This is a genomic window from Curtobacterium sp. ME-Dv--P-122a (assembly GCF_030209645.1).
Lineage (GTDB): Bacteria > Actinomycetota > Actinomycetes > Actinomycetales > Microbacteriaceae > Curtobacterium > Curtobacterium flaccumfaciens.
This window is the reverse complement of record NZ_JARVRO010000014.1, coordinates 267778-283687: the sequence shown is the minus strand read 5'-3', so window position 1 is coordinate 283687 and position 15910 is coordinate 267778. Positions and strand designations below refer to the sequence as shown.

The 15910-nt window shown below is 72.0% G+C and carries 15 protein-coding genes and 1 tRNA gene; 2 read left to right on the top strand and 14 right to left on the bottom strand.

Annotation, left to right across the window (positions count from 1 at the left end):
- Positions 1 to 38 precede the first annotated feature (38 nt).
- The 12 genes from QRN49_RS16085 to rplU all read right to left on the bottom strand — a co-directional run bounded on the left by QRN49_RS16085 (position 39) and on the right by rplU (position 10341).
- Complete coding sequence (locus QRN49_RS16085) at positions 39 to 1556, bottom strand: anthranilate synthase component I family protein (protein ID WP_284756653.1); 1518 nt, start codon at positions 1554 to 1556, stop codon at positions 39 to 41.
- Positions 1535 to 2458 carry an aldose 1-epimerase family protein gene (locus tag QRN49_RS16080; RefSeq protein WP_284756652.1) on the bottom strand — a complete coding sequence of 308 codons (924 nt, stop codon included), beginning with the start codon at positions 2456 to 2458 and terminating at the stop codon, positions 1535 to 1537. The genes QRN49_RS16085 and QRN49_RS16080 overlap by 22 nt, the downstream gene beginning before the upstream one ends.
- An 80-nt stretch (positions 2459 to 2538) precedes the next feature.
- Positions 2539 to 2611, bottom strand: a tRNA-Ala gene (locus tag QRN49_RS16075).
- Between the two features lie 108 nt (positions 2612 to 2719).
- Positions 2720 to 3094 carry a ribosome silencing factor gene (gene rsfS, locus QRN49_RS16070; RefSeq protein WP_027464721.1) on the bottom strand — a complete coding sequence of 125 codons (375 nt, stop codon included), beginning with the start codon at positions 3092 to 3094 and terminating at the stop codon, positions 2720 to 2722.
- A gap of 132 nt (positions 3095 to 3226) precedes the next feature.
- Positions 3227 to 4744: a hypothetical protein gene (locus QRN49_RS16065; protein ID WP_284756651.1), complete on the bottom strand. Its 1518-nt coding sequence runs from the start codon at positions 4742 to 4744 to the stop codon at positions 3227 to 3229.
- A complete protein-coding gene (gene nadD / locus QRN49_RS16060; RefSeq protein WP_027464719.1) occupies positions 4741 to 5340 on the bottom strand; it encodes a nicotinate-nucleotide adenylyltransferase in 600 nt (199 codons plus the stop codon). Before nadD ends, QRN49_RS16065 begins: the two co-directional genes overlap by 4 nt.
- 11 nt (positions 5341 to 5351) lie before the next feature.
- Complete coding sequence (locus QRN49_RS16055) at positions 5352 to 5552, bottom strand: hypothetical protein (protein ID WP_035807661.1); 201 nt, start codon at positions 5550 to 5552, stop codon at positions 5352 to 5354.
- A gap of 40 nt (positions 5553 to 5592) precedes the next feature.
- Positions 5593 to 6858, bottom strand: a complete 1266-nt coding sequence (locus QRN49_RS16050) for a glutamate-5-semialdehyde dehydrogenase (RefSeq protein WP_282820246.1) — start codon at positions 6856 to 6858, stop codon at positions 5593 to 5595.
- A gap of 402 nt (positions 6859 to 7260) precedes the next feature.
- A complete protein-coding gene (gene proB, locus QRN49_RS16045) occupies positions 7261 to 8079 on the bottom strand; it encodes a glutamate 5-kinase (protein WP_284756650.1) in 819 nt (272 codons plus the stop codon).
- Between the two features lie 7 nt (positions 8080 to 8086).
- On the bottom strand, positions 8087 to 9664 hold the full coding sequence (gene obgE / locus QRN49_RS16040) for a GTPase ObgE (RefSeq protein WP_284756649.1): 1578 nt from the start codon (positions 9662 to 9664) through the stop codon (positions 8087 to 8089).
- A gap of 104 nt (positions 9665 to 9768) precedes the next feature.
- Complete coding sequence (rpmA, locus tag QRN49_RS16035) at positions 9769 to 10020, bottom strand: 50S ribosomal protein L27 (protein WP_017885976.1); 252 nt, start codon at positions 10018 to 10020, stop codon at positions 9769 to 9771.
- 12 nt (positions 10021 to 10032) lie between these two features.
- Complete coding sequence (gene rplU / locus QRN49_RS16030; protein WP_027464715.1) at positions 10033 to 10341, bottom strand: 50S ribosomal protein L21; 309 nt, start codon at positions 10339 to 10341, stop codon at positions 10033 to 10035.
- Between the two features lie 179 nt (positions 10342 to 10520).
- On the opposite strand from rplU, the gene QRN49_RS16025 reads away from it, so the two are divergent.
- On the top strand, positions 10521 to 10793 hold the full coding sequence (locus tag QRN49_RS16025; protein WP_128781310.1) for a DUF4031 domain-containing protein: 273 nt from the start codon (positions 10521 to 10523) through the stop codon (positions 10791 to 10793).
- 215 nt (positions 10794 to 11008) lie between these two features.
- Here the strand turns inward: QRN49_RS16025 and QRN49_RS16020 are convergent, their stop codons facing one another.
- Both QRN49_RS16020 and QRN49_RS16015 read right to left on the bottom strand, forming a co-directional pair.
- Positions 11009 to 11938, bottom strand: coding sequence for a hypothetical protein (locus QRN49_RS16020; RefSeq protein WP_284756648.1), 930 nt, complete (start codon positions 11936 to 11938; stop codon positions 11009 to 11011).
- A gap of 1 nt (position 11939) precedes the next feature.
- On the bottom strand, positions 11940 to 14951 hold the full coding sequence (locus tag QRN49_RS16015) for an Rne/Rng family ribonuclease (protein WP_284756647.1): 3012 nt from the start codon (positions 14949 to 14951) through the stop codon (positions 11940 to 11942).
- A gap of 347 nt (positions 14952 to 15298) precedes the next feature.
- Between QRN49_RS16015 and QRN49_RS16010 the strand changes: the two genes are divergently transcribed.
- Entirely contained in the window at positions 15299 to 15901 is a 603-nt protein-coding gene (locus tag QRN49_RS16010) for a vitamin K epoxide reductase family protein (protein WP_244993419.1), read from the top strand.
- Positions 15902 to 15910 lie beyond the last annotated feature (9 nt).

Here is a 15910-nt window from a genome sequence, read left to right as displayed (position 1 = left end):
AGTCTGGGTCGAACACGTGTTCGGATCAGGGCATCAGCTCACCAGCCGGCGACCGCCCCGACCCCGCCGAGCACCGACCGCGTCTTGGTCTCGACCTCGTCCGCCTCGTCCGCGGGCACCGACGACCAGGTCACCGCTCCCCCGGCTCCGAGGGTCCGGGAACGCACCGCCCCCGACTCGTCGAGCACGGTCACGAGGCTACGGATCGCCACCGACAGGTCGGCCGCCCCGCTTGCCGAGAAGTACCCGATCGCGCCCGAGTACACCCCGCGCGGCGCTCCCTCGAGCCGGTCCGCGATCGCCGTGGCACTGCTCTTCGGCGCCCCGGTCATCGACCCCGGCGGGAACGCCGCGTGCACCACGTCGGCCCGCGACGTCCCCGGCGGCAGCACCGCCCCGATCGTCGAGACCAGCTGGTGCACGCTGGCGTACGTCTCGACGGCACACAGCCGCTCGACGTGCACCGACCCGGGCACCGCGGTCCGCAGCAGGTCGTTCCGCAGCAGGTCGACGATCATCACGTTCTCGGCGCGGTCCTTCGGGCTCGCCGCCAGGTCGTCCCGCGCGGCCGCGTCCGCCACCGCGTCGGCGAGCCGCCGCCGCGTGCCCTTGATCGGCTCCGCGAGCACCGCTCCGGCCGCGTCGATCCGCAGGAACCGCTCCGGTGACCGGCTCGCCACGCGCAGCGGGCCGAGCCGCAGGAACGCGCCGAACGGCACCGGGTCGGCCGCCCGCATCCGCAGGTACTCGCCCAGGTGCGGGTCCGTACCGGGGCCGCCACGGGCCTCCAGTCCGACCGCGAAGGCGGTGGTGAGGCAGACCTGGAACGCGTTCCCCTCGCGGATCTCCGCGCGGCACGCGTCGACCGCCCGCTCGTAGGCGGCGCGCGTGACGCGTCCGGTCGCCGTGGACACCCCGGCCGGGAGGCCCGTGGCCGCGTCCGCGATGTCGGCCGACGTCGCGGGGGTGGGCACGTCCTCCAGCCATGCGCGGTTCCGCGCACTGGCCGCCGGTTCCGCGTCGGCGACGAGCGCGAGCGCCCAGGCGCCACCGGTGTGGTCGACGACGACGGCTCGGTCGACGAACCGCAGGTCGGCGTCGGCGTGCCCGTCGGCGGTGCGGTCCGGGCCGCCGGACTCGCGGCCGAGCTCGTAGCCGAGGAACCCGACCCAGCCCAGCGCGAACCCGCACCCGACGACCGGCTCGGGCAGGCGGGGCGTGCGTCGGAGCAGGTCCGCCAGCACCGCGAAGGCCGGACGCTCCTCGGACCGGGCGGGCCCGAACCACCCTTCGGCGGGCGCGGCGACCGTCAGGTGCGCACGACGGTCCTGGTGCCGGAACCGGGCGGCGAACGGCCCGTCCGTCCACGCCAGCACGGAGAAGCGTGCCCGGGGCCGAGCCGTGGCGGGAGCACCGTCCGGCAGGCCGGAGTCGAGCCACACCAGGTCCCCGGCGACCTGCGCCGCCAGGGCCGCGAGGTCGGGGACCGGGTCGAGTCGGCGGACCTCGACGCGGACGCCGGGGTCGGGGGTGCTCAGATCGCGGCGATCGTCCATGCGGCGGCGTGCGAGGCACCGGGCGCGAGCACCACGAGGCCGCGGTCCTCGCCGTCGTTGAAGGCGTCGGGGGCGCACGTCATCGGCTCGACGGCGAGACCGGCGCGGTGGTACTCGGGGACGACGTGGTCGGCGGTGTGCACCTGCGCCCAGCCGCACTCTGGCCCGAAGATCGCACGGACCCCGTGACCGTCCGCCGCCGTGACCGCGATGGTGGCGAGGCCGGCGGCGTCGCGGTCGAAGCCGGTGAAGGCGTGGTCGATGAACCGGTCACCGATCAGCGTGGGCGTACGCAGGTCGAACTCGTCGTGCACGGGGACCAGGTCGGTCGGGACGAGCCGGTCCGGCGTCACCTCGAGCACCTGGGCGGCGGGCAGGGTCAGGGTCCAGTCGTCGACGGTGCCGGTACCCGCGACGAGGTAGGGGTGCGGGCCGGTCCCCCACGGTGCGTCCTCGGCCCCGGTGTTCGTCCCGGTGATCGTCGTGTGCAGCCCCTCGGCGTCGAGCCGGTACTCCACGGTGACCTCGACGCGGTACGGGTAGCCCTGCTGCGCCTGGACGGTCGTGGCGAGCACCACGCGGTCGTCCGCCTGCTCCTGCACGCGGAAGTCCGTCCACGCGACGAGTCCGTGCAGGGCGTGGTGCCGTGCGGGCTCGGTGAGGGCCAGCTCGTGGTCGACGCCGCCGAACGAGTACTCGCCGTCGACGATCCGGTTCGGCCACGGGGCCAGGACGGCACCGCGGAAGACCGGGCGGACCTCGTCGGCGTCGAACGGGACGACCAGGTCTCGGCCCTCGTGCCGCAGGGTCCGCAGTGTCGCTCCGACGGTGGCGATGTCGGCCGTGTACCCGGCGGAGGCGATCGTCAGCGGGGACCCGGACAGCGGCGCGTCGTTGCTCATGCGCTCAGCGTATCGGGCCGCCGAGGCCCGCCGGGTGCACGAAAAAACCCCGCCGTTCCGAGGAACGACGGGGTTGAGGGTGGATCTGAGGGGACTCGAACCCCTGACCCCCTGCATGCCATGCAGGTGCGCTACCAGCTGCGCCACAGACCCAGATCGTGCTACTTCCGTACCAACCGGTTCCCCGGAGGCACCATAGAAGCGTACACCATGCGAACGCCGGGCAACGAAATCGAAGCCGTCACCCGGGCGCGTCGCTGATCAGGCGGTGTGGTCCACCGGGAGCTCGAGCGGGATCGTCGGGCAGTCGGCCCAGAGACGCTCGAGCGAGTAGTACTGGCGGTCTTCGTCGTGGAAGACGTGCACGATGATCTCGCCGAAGTCGATGAGGACCCAGCGGCCCTCGGTACGGCCTTCGCGGCGGAGCGTCTTGGCACCGAGCTCGAGGAGGCGTTCCTCGACGGCATCGGCGATGGACTGCACGTTGCGCTCGTTCCGACCGGTTGCGAGCAGGAACACATCCGTGAGCTGCAACGGCCCGGTCACGTCGAGAGCGACGAGGTCCTCGGCCTGCTTGGCGTCGGCCGCGAGTGCTGCGGCCTGCACGAGTTCCAGTGCGCGAGTGGAGGCGGTCACGGATTCCTTCCGGTCGTCGAACCGACGGACAGCCGGTTCGCTTGATGGGTCACGATCATAAGCCACCCCGCCGACAGCGGCCAGGCCAGGGTCGGCGGGGTGGTGGAGAACGGACGTCGAGGACGGCAGCGGTCAGCCGCCGAACGCGTGGGTGGTGAGCAGAGCGGTGATGATCACGCCGGCCGCAGCCAGCCCGACCGCGCCGACCGTCACACCGAGGATCAGCGGCGTGCGCGACTCCTTCGGCTTGGCGGCGGCGAGCACGACCTGACGGGTCGAGGTGTGGCTGGACACCGCGCGGCTGGCCCGGACCGGGCTGGCGTCGGTCTCGGGCTGCTCGTCCTGCTGCTCGAGCAGGCGGTCGACCTCGGCGCCGTCGATCGGCCGGTGCGACCCCGTCGACGACAGCGACGCGGGCAGGTCGATCGACCCGGTCAGGATCACCTCGCCCGTCGCGTTGAGCGCACCGGTGGGATCGGCCAGGGCCGAGTTCGGCAGGATGATCGCGTTCGTGTTCGTCACCGCGACGCGGCGGGTGCCGGTCTCGGCGTCGTGCACCTCGGAGTCGTTCGAGTCGTGCGCCTGCTGTGACCAGTGGCCCGCGGGCGGCGCGAAGGCCGTGGTCACCGGCTTCGGCTCGGTCGGACGCTGGAACGCGGCGGGGACCTTCGGGGCCTCGGTCGCGGGCTCGGGCAGCGGCACCTCGTTGGTGTCGTCGTCCTCGGCGTCGAGCGAGAGCGGGAACACCGCGGGGGTCGCCGCTGCGGCGTTCGTCGGGATCGGGACCGGCGTGACGGCGGGCTGCGACCCGGCAGCGGGAGCGGGAGCGTCGTCGGCAGACCGAGCCGGAGTGTCTTCGGACGACTCGTCCGCCGGTGCGACGTCGGTCGTCTCGTCCGCAGGGGCGTCGAACTCCGGGACGTCGTCCGCCGGGGCATCGGTCTCCGGCGCACCGGACTCAGGGACGTCGGTCGCGGACGCGTCGGACTCGGTGACGTCGGCGGGCGGCGACCACGTCGACCGGTGGCGGCGGGGCTCCTCGGCGTGCGCGGCGGCCTCGTCGAGGGGCTCGAGCGCGTCCGGGGACCCGTCGGCCTCGGTGGCCTGGGCGACCGCGGCCTGGTCGAGGACCGTCGGGGCAGCGGGCTGCTCGTCGTGCGCGGCCTCGACGTCCGGAGCGCTCTGCGGCGCGGCGGAGGGGTCGATCGTGTCCACCGACCCGAGGACGTCCTCGACGGTGCGGTCGGACGACTGGGGCGTGGGGTTCTGCAGCGGGACCGGCAGGACCGCCTGGCGCTCGGCAGCACGGAGCTGCCGGATCTGCCGACGGGTGAGCCCACCGCTGCCGGGGACGATCTCGGTCGCGGAGGCCGGCGGGAACGGTGGCACACCGGCCGCGGGTGCCGACACCGGGACGGACGGGGAAGGCCCGGGGTCGGTCTGCGCCGATGCCGGCGCGGACGACTGGGCGGGGCCACCGGGGGCCGGGGCGACGTGCGACCCGGGGCGGCGACGGGACTCGGCGGTCTCGGCGGCGGGTGCGGCGACGGTCGGGGGCGGCGTCGCGGGCTGCGAACCGGCCGCGGCGGCACGCTCCCGCTCGCGCGCCTGGCGCCGCGACAGGGGCGGCTGCGCGTCGGACGAACTCATGCAACGCTCCGATACAGATGGTGCTTGGAGATGTACTGGACGACACCGTCGGGAACCAAGTACCAGACGGGGAACCCCCGTCGAACCCGGTCACGGCAATCCGTCGAGGATATGGCCAGTGCAGGGACTTCGAGCAAGCTTACGTCCCGCTCGGGCAATCCGGTGAGGCTCAAGGCGTGTCCCGGACGCGTCACGGCCACGAAGTGCGCGAGGTCCCAGAGACCATCATGGTCTTTCCAGTCGACGATCTGCTGAACGGCGTCTGCGCCCGAGATGAAGACGAGCTGGGCATCCGGTCGCTGTTCGTGCAGGTCCCGCAGGGTGTCGACGGTGTACGTCGGCCCCGGGCGGTCGATGTCCACGCGGCTGACGGTGAACATCGGGTTCGACGCGGTGGCGATCACGGTCATCAGGTACCGGTGCTCGGCGTCGGTGACGTCGGACTTCATGTACGGCTGTCCGGTGGGGACGAAGACGACCTCGTCGAGGTCGAACGCCCGCGCCACCTCGGACGCCGCGACCAGGTGCCCGTGGTGGATGGGGTCGAACGTGCCACCCATCACGCCGATGCGTGGCCGTCCGGTGGTCTCGAGCATCGAGTGGTCGGTCAGATCTTGGTGTGACCGAACTCGTCGACACCCGTCTCGTGGTGGCGGGTGGCCTCGAACTTCTGCGAGTGGCGGTAGGCCACGTCGCGGAAGCTCCAGGTCACGAAGCCGAGGAAGATGAAGAAGAGGGCGCCGACCATCGGGAACACGAACGCGGGCGCCCCGGAGGCGTGCTCAGCAGCTTCTGCGAGGAGGGTCATCGTTCGTGCTCCGTTCGGTCGGGGAAAGACGCCGTTCAGTCTAGCCGCGGATCTGCCCGGAGCCGCGCACGATCCACTTCGTGCTCGTGAGCTCCGGCAGGCCCATCGGACCGCGCGCGTGCAGCTTCTGCGTCGAGATGCCGACCTCGGCACCGAAACCGAACTCGCCACCGTCGGTGAACCGGGTCGACGCGTTCACCATCACGACCGCCGAGTCGACGGTCGCCAGGAACCGTTCGGCGGTGTCGACGTCGTTCGTGACGATCGACTCCGTGTGGTGCGTCGACCACCGGGCGATGTGCGCCATCGCCGCGTCGACGTCGGGCACGACGCGGATCGACAGGTCGAGGTCCATCGACTCGGTCGCCCAGTCGTCGTCGGTGGCGCGGAGCACCCCGGGCACGATCGCCCGCGTGGCGTCGTCGCCGCGCAGCGTCACACCGGACGCCCGCAGCCGGTCGGCCAGCAGCGGCAGGAGCCGTTCGGCCGCGGCCTCGTGCACCAGGAGGGTCTCGAGGGCGTTGCACACGCTCGGCCGCTGCACCTTGCTGTTCAGGACGATGTCGACCGCACGCTGCTCGGGCGCGGACGCGTCGAGGAACACGTGCACGACGCCCGCACCGGTCTCGATGACGGGCACCTGCGACTCGGTGACGACGGTCTGGATGAGCGCGGCGCTCCCCCGTGGGATCAGCACGTCGACCAGGCCACGTGCCCGCATGAGCTCGGTGGCACCGGCGCGGCCGAACTCGTCGATGGTCTGCACCAGGTCGCGGGGCAGCCCGACCGACTCGACCGCGTCCTGGATCCTGGCGACGAGCACGGCGTTCGTGTGCTGGGCCGCCGACCCGCCGCGGAGCACGACGGCGTTGCCCGACTTGAGCGCGAGGGAGGCGATGTCGACGGTGACGTTCGGGCGTGCCTCGTAGATGGCCCCGACGACACCGAACGGCACGCGCACCTGGGTGAGCTGGAGTCCGTTCGGCAGCTGCGACCCGCGCACGTGCTCGCCCACGGGGTCGGTCAGTCCGACGACGTGTTCGACCGCGGCGGCGAGGGCCTCGATCCGGACGGGGTCGAGTCGCAACCGGTCGAGCAGCCCGGACGAGAGTTCGCCGTCCTCGCCGGCGACCAGGTCGTCGTGGTTCGCGGCGACGATCTCGTCGGTCGCGGCACGCACCGCCGCGGCGATCGCACCGAGGGCCGCGTCCTTGACGGCGGTGGTCGCGGTCGCGAGCGCCGACGAGGCGGCCCGTGCCGCCACGAGCTTGTCGGTGAGGGTCGGGGCGGGCGCGATCGACGACATGGACCGATTGTAGGTCCGCCCCTCGGTTCGTGACGGGCGTGCCGGACGCTCGCCGTGCCTCCAGGCCCGGTCCGCCCCACCGACCGGTCACGAAACGTCGTCATCTGCCTGCCGAGCGGTCACCGATCGTCGCTCCGCGGCGACCGTACCGACGGTTCCCGACCACACGACCGCGTCCCGACGGGGAGTCGTGACCGCCTGGAGGCCCGGCACCGGTCCCCGGGACCCGCACCGGGCCTCCAGGCGGTCGCGTCCACCCCGCCGGCCGGTCACGACACGTCGTCCTGCGCCGCGCGAGCGGTCACAGTCCGTCGCTCCGCGACGCCCACACCGACGGTCTCCGACCAGTCGGCACCGTCCCGACGGCGCGTCGTGACCGTTTCGGGCGCGGTGCGGGCTGCGTCAGGGACGCGGTGCGGCGTGGAACCAGGTGCCGAGGTGTTCGCCGGCCAGCGCGCGGTCGACCAGCGCCGTGTCGGTCACGAGCACCGCGGTGCCCGCCTCGGCCGCGAGCCGCGCGGCGGCGACCTTGGTCTCCGCTCCCCCGGTGCCGACGCCGGCGGTGCCGATCGAGCCGAAGGTGACCCCGGCGAGCTCGTCGCCGAACGGCACCTCGTCGATGCGGGTCGCGCCGGGCTGCTCCGGGGGTGCCGTGTAGAGCGCCTCGACGTCGGAGAGCAGCACGAGGGCGTCGGCACCGAGCAGTCGGGCCACCAGGGCCGCGAGCCGGTCGTTGTCGCCGAAGCGGATCTCGTGCGTGGCGACGGTGTCGTTCTCGTTCACGATCGGCAGCACGCGCAGGGCGAGCAACCGGTCGATGGCGCGCTGGGCGTTCACCCGGTGCGTGGGGTTCTGCAGGTCACCGGCGGTGAGCAGGATCTGCGCCGCGACGACACCGTGCCGGTCGAGTTCCTTCTGGTACCGGAACATCAGGACGTTCTGCCCGGTGGCGGCCGCCGCCTGCTGCGTGGCGAGGTCGTCCGGCCGACCCTCGAGCCCGAGGAACGGGAACCCGGTCGCGATCGCACCGGACGACACGAGCACGACCTCGGTCCCCCGGCCGTAGGCGGCTGCCAGCGCGTCCACCAGGGGGCCGATCTGGCCGGCGGCGTCACCGCTGACCGAGGACGAGCCGACCTTGACCACGATCCGCCGCGCACGCGGGATGTCCTCGCGCCGTGTGACGGGTCCGAGGTCGGTGCGGGCGGTCGTGTCGGTCATGCCGCGGTCACTCCTTCTGGTCGCTGGTCTCGACCTGGTCGGCGTCGAACTGGTCGCCGGTGCCGAGCTGGTCGCTGGTCACCACGTCGTCGTCCACCCAGAGCCCGGAGACGCGCTCCTGCTCGAGCTCGGCACGGGCGGCCGCCTTGGCGTCCATCCGCTCGAAGTACTCCTCGCGCCGCTCGTTGCGGGTCGGACGCGACGTCGCACCGATGCGGGCGTCGGTGCCACGGGCGCTCGTGATGAGCTCCGCGGTCGACGTGAGCGTGGGCTCCCAGTCGAACACCATGCCGCCGTCGCCACCGATGACGACGGTGGAGCCGGCGACGGCTCCGGCCTTGAACAGGCCGTCCTCGACGCCGAGCTTCGCGAGCCGGTCGGCCAGGTAGCCGATCGCCTCTTCGTTGGTGAAGTCGGTCTGCTGGACCCAGCGCTCCGGCTTCGCGCCCCGGACGCGGTAGAAGCGGTGCTCCTCGCCGCCCTCGGCGCGCACGGTGAACGGCTTCTCGTTGACCGACCGGGGGCGGAGCACGATGCGCTCCGGGACCGGCTCGGCCGCACGGGCGGCGCGGGCCTGCTCGACGATGTCGGCAAGGGCGAACGTCAGCTCGCGGAGCCCCTTGCGGGACGCCGTGGAGATCGGGAAGACGCGGTAGCCGCGGCCCTCGAGCTCGGCGGTGACGAACTCGGCGAGCTCCTGCGCCTCGGGCACGTCGATCTTGTTCAGGGCGATGAGCTGCGGGCGCTCGAGCAGCGGCACCTGGCCCTCGGGGACCGGGTAACGCTCGAGCTCGCCGAGGATGACGTCGAGGTCGCTGATCGGGTCGCGGCCCGGGTCGAGCGTGGCGCAGTCGATGACGTGGAGCAGTGCCTCGCACCGCTCGACGTGGCGCAGGAACTCCAGGCCGAGGCCCTTGCCCTCGGACGCGCCCTCGATCAGGCCGGGGACGTCGGCGACGGTGAAGCGGGTGTCACCGGACTCGACGACGCCGAGGTTCGGCGTGAGGGTCGTGAACGGGTAGTCCGCGATCTTCGGCTTGGCGGCGGAGACGGCCGCGATCAGCGAGGACTTGCCGGCGCTCGGGAACCCGACGAGGGCCACGTCGGCGATGGTCTTCAGCTCGAGGCTGATGTCCCCCGCCCAGCCCTCGGTGCCGAGCAGCGCGAAGCCGGGGGCCTTGCGCTTCGTGGTGGAGAGCGCCGCGTTGCCGAGGCCGCCCTGTCCACCGGGGGCCACGACGACGCGCATGCCGGGCTCGGTGAGGTCGGCGATGACCTCGCCGGACTCGTCGTACACCACGGTGCCGACGGGCATCGGGAGCTCGAGGACCTCGCCGCTCACACCGCTGCGGTGGTCACCCATGCCGGGCTGCCCGTTCTTCGACGAGCGGTGCGGGGAACGGTGGTAGCCGAGCAGCGTCGTCACCTGCGGGTCGGCCACGAGCACGATGTCGCCGCCGTCACCGCCGTTGCCGCCGTCGGGCCCGGCGAGGGGCTTGAACTTCTCACGGCGGACCGACACGCAGCCGTTGCCGCCGTGCCCCGCGCTGAGGTGCAGGGTCACGCGGTCGACGAAGGTCGCCATGGGTCCACTCCAGGTGTTTCGTTGTGCCGACGGGATCGTCGGCGGGAAAAGCGAAGGAGGGGCGGGCACTCGGCCCGCCCCTCCAGCTGCAGTCGTTCGAACGACTACGCGTTGACGATGTTGATGACCTTGCGGCCACCCTTGGTGCCGAACTCGACCGAACCGGACGAGAGGGCGAACAGCGTGTCGTCGCCACCGCGGCCGACGTTGGCGCCCGGGTGGAAGTGCGTGCCGCGCTGGCGGACGATGATCTCGCCGGCGTTGACGACCTCGCCACCGAAGCGCTTCACGCCGAGGCGCTGTGCGTTCGAGTCACGACCGTTGCGAGTGGAACTCGCACCCTTCTTGTGTGCCATGAGTTGACTCCCTTACGCGATCTTGGTGATCTTGACGCGGGTCAGCTCAGCGCGGAAACCCTGGCGCTTCTTGTACCCGGTCTTGTTCTTGAACTTCTGGATGATGACCTTGGGACCACGGAGGTCGTCGAGCACCTCGGCGGTGACGGTCACGTTCGCGAGCTCGGAAGCCGCCGACGTGATCTTGTCACCGTCCACGAGGAGCACGGGGGCGAGGTCGATGTTGCCCTTGTCGTCCGCCTTGGCACGGTCGATGGTCAGGATGGTGCCGACCTCGACCTTCTCCTGACGGCCGCCGGCGCGCACTACTGCGTAAACCACGTGGAAATCCTTACGTAACTCTGCTTGAGGGAAGTCTCGGGTGCCCACTTCTGCACGAGCGGCTCCCGGAAGGCCGGGCCCGATCGGCGACGCAGGCAGAACGGCCCGCTGACACCAGGGACCGAGAATACTCGATCACCCTGGGTCCGGTCAAACGGCGACACCCGTACGATTGCACGGTGACCGTGTTGATCGACCCACCGACGTGGCCCGCCCACGACACACTGTGGTCGCACCTCGTCAGTGATGAATCCTACGCGGAACTCCACGCGTTCGCTGCGCGGGCCGGTGTGCCGCGCCGTGCGTTCGACCACGACCACTACGACGTCCCGCTCTCGCGGTACGACGAACTGGTGGCCGCTGGCGCCTCGGCCGTGACCGGTCGCGAGCTCGTGCTGCGGTTGATCCGCAGTGGGCTACGCGTGGCGCAGCGGGACAAGCGCGGCATCTGACCGCGCGTCCGGACGGCCGGGAGGGGCGGCGCGCGTCCGCCCCGCCCGGCACCGCACACGGTGCGCCGCCGGCTCGCAGGGCCGCGCGAACGGTGCGAGGTTCCGGGTTCGGTGCGACGCGGAGACCGGCGCACCGAGTACGGAACCTCGCACGGCTCGAAGGGGCGGCGGTGTCGCGGCGGGGCGTCGCTCCGTGCGAGGGGCCGCGAACGGGCTCAGCGGGGCGCTGGACCGCCCCAGGGGTTCGCCGGGGGCTGCTGCTGGTCTGGGCGCGGCCCGGCGCCGTACTGCCCGCCGTACTGGCCGTGGGGGTCGGGCTGCACGCGCCCCTGCCCGTACGGTGCCGGCGGCTGCTGCTGTGGCTGCTGTGGTGCCTGCGGCTGGATCGTCGAGGGCGGGACCGCGTCGGCGGGTCGGACGGTGCCCGGCATCCCCGGGGTCGTCGACGAGCCACGTCCGCGGCGCGGCCGACCGAGCCAGAGCCAAGCCGCCGTGGCGGTCGCCAGGAGCATCACGGTGAACGGCAGACCGTTCTGCAGCGGTCGTGTGAGCACGTCGATGACGAGCTGGGAGCCGCCAGCGGTGGCCGCTCCGAACGAGCCGGTGAACACTCCGACGAGCATCAGGGCCACCGTGCCCGCGGCGCCGGCGAGGACCACGCGGAGCAGGAGCCTCGGCAGCGGGCTGCGGCGGTCGATCGGCGTCAGGAACGCCAGGGCCAGGAACGCGCCCACGTAGTACGGGAACGGTGCCACGAAGACCCCGGTCGTGAAGCTGCCGAGCAGACTCGTGCCGGCACCGTAGTGCCGGAACGGACTCACCACGAGCGAGGCGCCGAGCAGCCCGAAGAGCCCGGACACGAACTCGACGAGCACCAGGGCCACCACGGCGATGAGCGCACCGGCCGTGTTCGTCACCGAGGCGCCGGGCGCGAAGGCCCGGCGCGGGTCGGCCGGGACACGGGGCGGCCGCGGCGGAGCATACGGCGCGCCGGCACCGGGCTGACGCCCGTACTGCGGCACACCGCCCTGCTGCGGCGGCACCGGGCCGCCGGGCTGCTGGGCACCCGGGCCGGGCGGTGCGGGCTGGGACCAGCCCGCACCGTAGTACCCACGCTGCTGCTGCGGGTCGCCCGGGTTCGTCACGTCAGTTCCCCAGGATCACTGCGCCGTCGGAGCCGTCGGCGTCGTCGGTCGACTCCTCCGTCGGCGTGGCGGGAGCACTGATGCTCGGCGACGAGACCCGGCGGGAGCGCGAGCGCCCCTGTCCGGGCTGCTTCGGCTCCGGGAGCGCCTGGAGCACCGAGTCGAGCAGGGACTCGGCATCCGGGGCGACCGCGCGGGGCTCGCGCTTGGGCGCCGCGGCGATCGGGATGTCCAGGATCGCCACGGTGTTGTCGGTCGGCGTCACGGTGGCGCTCGAACTCACGCGACGGCGGGCCGGGGCCTTCGCCTTCGGTGCGGCTGCGGGCTCGGTGACGGCCGGAGCAGCACCCTTCGGCGCGCGCGCCTCGGGCTCGACGATCACGGCGGGCTCAGCGGTGACCGACGACCCCGGCGCGTCCGACTGCTCGGCAGCGGGTGCCTGCGGTGCATCGGTGGCCCGAGCGTCGGCAGCGGCCTGCTGGTCGCCGCTCTGCTGGTCTCCGGCGCGCTGGTCTCCGCTCTGCTGCTCTGCCCCGCGGCCGCCACGACCACGGCGACGACGCTTCGAACCGGTCGGCTGCTCGCCACCCGTGCTGTCCGGGCCGGTGGACGCGTCGGCCGACGACGGTGCCGTGGCCTCCGTCGCGGTCACGGCAGCGGCTGCTGCCTCTTGTTCGTCGTGCGAGAGGGTGGAGGCGGCGATCCGCGACAGCGCGTTCTTCACGTCGTCGGTGATCTGGTGCGCCTGGCCGGAGGCACCGTTCGACTGCCCCGAGGAACCGGAGTTCCCCTTGCCACCGTTGCCGTTGCCGTTGTCGGATCGGCCGTTCTCGTTGCCGTTCCCACCACGACCCTTGCGACGCCCCTTGCTCGGACCCGGGTCGGCGTTGTTGTCGTTGACCTTGGCGTTGACCTCGTCGAGGGACTCGCGCAGGCCGACACCGATCTTCTTGCGGGTCATCTGCACGAGGCCGAGCGAGGTGATCTCGGCGACCTGGTGCTTCGTGCGGTCGCGGCTCAGGCACTCGACCAGGCGGCGGAGCACGAGGTCGCGGTTCTCCTCGAGCACCATGTCGATGAAGTCGACGACGATGATGCCGCCGATGTCGCGCAGGCGGAGCTGGCGGACGAGCTCCTCGGCGGCCTCGAGGTTGTTCTTCGTGACCGTCTCTTCGAGGTTGCCCCCGGAACCGACGAACTTGCCGGTGTTGACGTCCACGACCGTCATGGCCTCGGTGCGGTCGATGACGAGCGAACCACCGGAGGGCAGCCAGACCTTGCGGTCGAGCGCCTTGTCGATCTGCTCGTTGAGGCGGAACTCCTCGAAGGAGTCGGGGCCCTCGTACCGGACGACGCGGTCCTTGAGGTCCGGGGCGACGGCCGACAGGTACTCGTCGATGGTGCCGCCGGCGGCCTCGCCGTCGATGATCAGCTTCGTGAAGTCCTCGTTGAAGACGTCGCGGACGATCTTGATGAGCAGGTCGGGCTCGGAGTGCAGCATCACCGGGGCGTGACCGCCGGCGACCTTCTTCTGGATGGCCTCCCACTGGCTGGTCAGGCGCTGCACGTCGCGGGTGAGCTGCTCCTCGGTCGCGCCCTCGGCGGCGGTGCGCACGATGACGCCCGCGTGCTCCGGCAGGACTTCCTTCAGGATCTTCTTCAGTCGGGCACGCTCGGTGTCCGGCAGCTTGCGCGAGATCCCGTTCATCGAGCCGTTCGGCACGTAGACCAGGTAGCGACCCGGCAGCGAGATCTGGCTGGTGAGGCGGGCGCCCTTGTGGCCGACCGGGTCCTTCGTGACCTGCACGAGGACCTTGTCGCCCGGCTTGAGCGCTGCTTCGATGCGGCGACCGTGGTTGCCGGTCTCGACGGAGTTCCAGTCGACCTCACCGGCGTAGAGCACGGCGTTGCGACCGCGACCGATGTCGACGAACGCCGCCTCCATCGAGGGCAGGACGTTCTGCACCTTGCCGAGGTAGACGTTGCCGATGAGCGACACGTTCTCGGACTTGGTGATGTAGTGCTCGGCGAGGATGCCGTCCTCGAGCACGCCGATCTCGATCGTCGACGAGCTGGAGCGGACGATCATCTGGCGGTCGACGCTCTCGCGGCGGGCGAGGAACTCGTCCTCGCTGACCACCTGGCGGCGGCGTCCGGCGTCGCGGCCGTCACGACGACGCTGCTTCTTCGCCTCGAGCCGGGTCGAGCCCTTGATGCGCTGCGGCTCGGTGATGAGCTCCGGCTCGCGACGGCGCGGCTCCTGGTGGTCGCGCGGCTCGCGGGCCTCGCGGTCGGCGCTCGAACCACGGCGACGCGAGCGACGGCGCGAGCCGCCCTGGTCGTCGCGGTCGTCACGGTCGCGATCGCGGTCGAAGCGGTCCTCGCGGTCGTAGCGGTCGTCCTCGTCGCGGTCACGATCACGGTCACGGTCGCGGTCGCGCTCGAACCGGGGCGCGCGCTGCGGCAGCTCCGGCAGCACCGGCGCGTGGAAGATCAGGCTGAGCGTGCTCGTGGCCTTCGGCACGAACGGCTCGTCGGCGGGTGCGGCGTCGTCGCTCGCCTCGGCCGTCGGTGCGGCGTCGGCCGGACGGGAGGCGCGGTCCGCGTCCGCCCCGTCGGTCGCGGTGCCCGACCGGTCGCCCGTCACGACCGGCAGGTCGCCGGTCAGCGTGCTCACGTCGTGCGGCTGGGCACCGCTGTCGGCGACGGCCTCGACCGCGACGGAGACCGCCCCGGTGTCGGTCGGCTCGACGGGCGACGCCGGCGATGCCGGGGAGTCGGGCGAGTCCGGCGAACCGGGAGAGTCCGGCGAACCGGCCGACGCGACGCTGGCCGCGGGACGGGCGTCAGCGCCGCCCGTCAGCGCGAGGGTCTCGTCGGCGTGGGGTGCCTGCTCGGCGCCCCCACGGGCCTCCTGGCCGGACGACCGGGCGCGGCGACCGCCGAACAGGCGGCTCCGGCGCTTCGGCGCGTTCTCGTCGTTGGTCGTGTTGTCGTTGTTCTGCTCCACCATGGACTGGTGCACTCCTCGGCCCCACTCGCACCCTTTCGGGTGGCGGGAATTCTGTGTCGTGGCGGGCGGCGTCGACGCCCCCGCGCTCGCTGTCTCGTGATCGGTCCGCGTCAACTTCTCGTTGCGTCCGCGCCCGTTCCGGTCCGGGCACCCGGCCCGTTCCGGCTCGGCATCGGAGTGACGCTGCCCGACCACAGTGCGCTCTCACCGCACCGGATCGTCCGGGTTCGGCCCGGTGGGGCGTCACTCGGAAAGCTCTCTTCGGTGTGCGGTTGGCCGCACGACCTCCAGGCATTATCGCATGCCGCACCCGGAAAGCACCGGAACCCGCATGCGATGATGACCGCGTGACCGCGTCTGCACCTGCCCCCCGTCGTCCGATCGCGATGGCGGTCTTCCTGCTCGTCACCGGGATCGTCGGCCTGTTCGGCTCGTTCCGGCTCGTCCTCGACGAGTTCACGAAGTACGAGAACCCGAAGGCCGTCCTGAGCTGTGACGTGAACCCGTTCATCAACTGCTCCGACGTGATGGCCAGCTGGCAGGGGCACCTGTTCGGGTTCCCGAACCCGCTGCTCGGCGTCATGGGGTTCGTCGCCCCGATCGCCGTCGCCGTGCTGCTGCTCGCCGGGTTCCGGAACGGTTCGCGCTGGTTCTGGATCGTCTTCAACGCCGGGGTCTTCCTGGCGTGGGTGTTCGTGACCTGGCTGTTCACGCAGACCGTCTTCGTCATCGGCGCCCTGTGCCCGTGGTGCATGCTCGTCTGGTCGATGACGATCCCGATGTTCTGGGTGTTCACGATCTGGAACACGGCCCAGGGTCGCTTCGGCGCCGGGGCGCAGCGTGTCGGGCGGTCGCTCCTGCCCTTCAGCTGGGCGTTCGCGCTGGCGAACTACCTGGTCATCATCGTCACGATCATCATCAAGTTCCCCGCGGTCCTCACCAGCTTCTGAGCCGTCCCC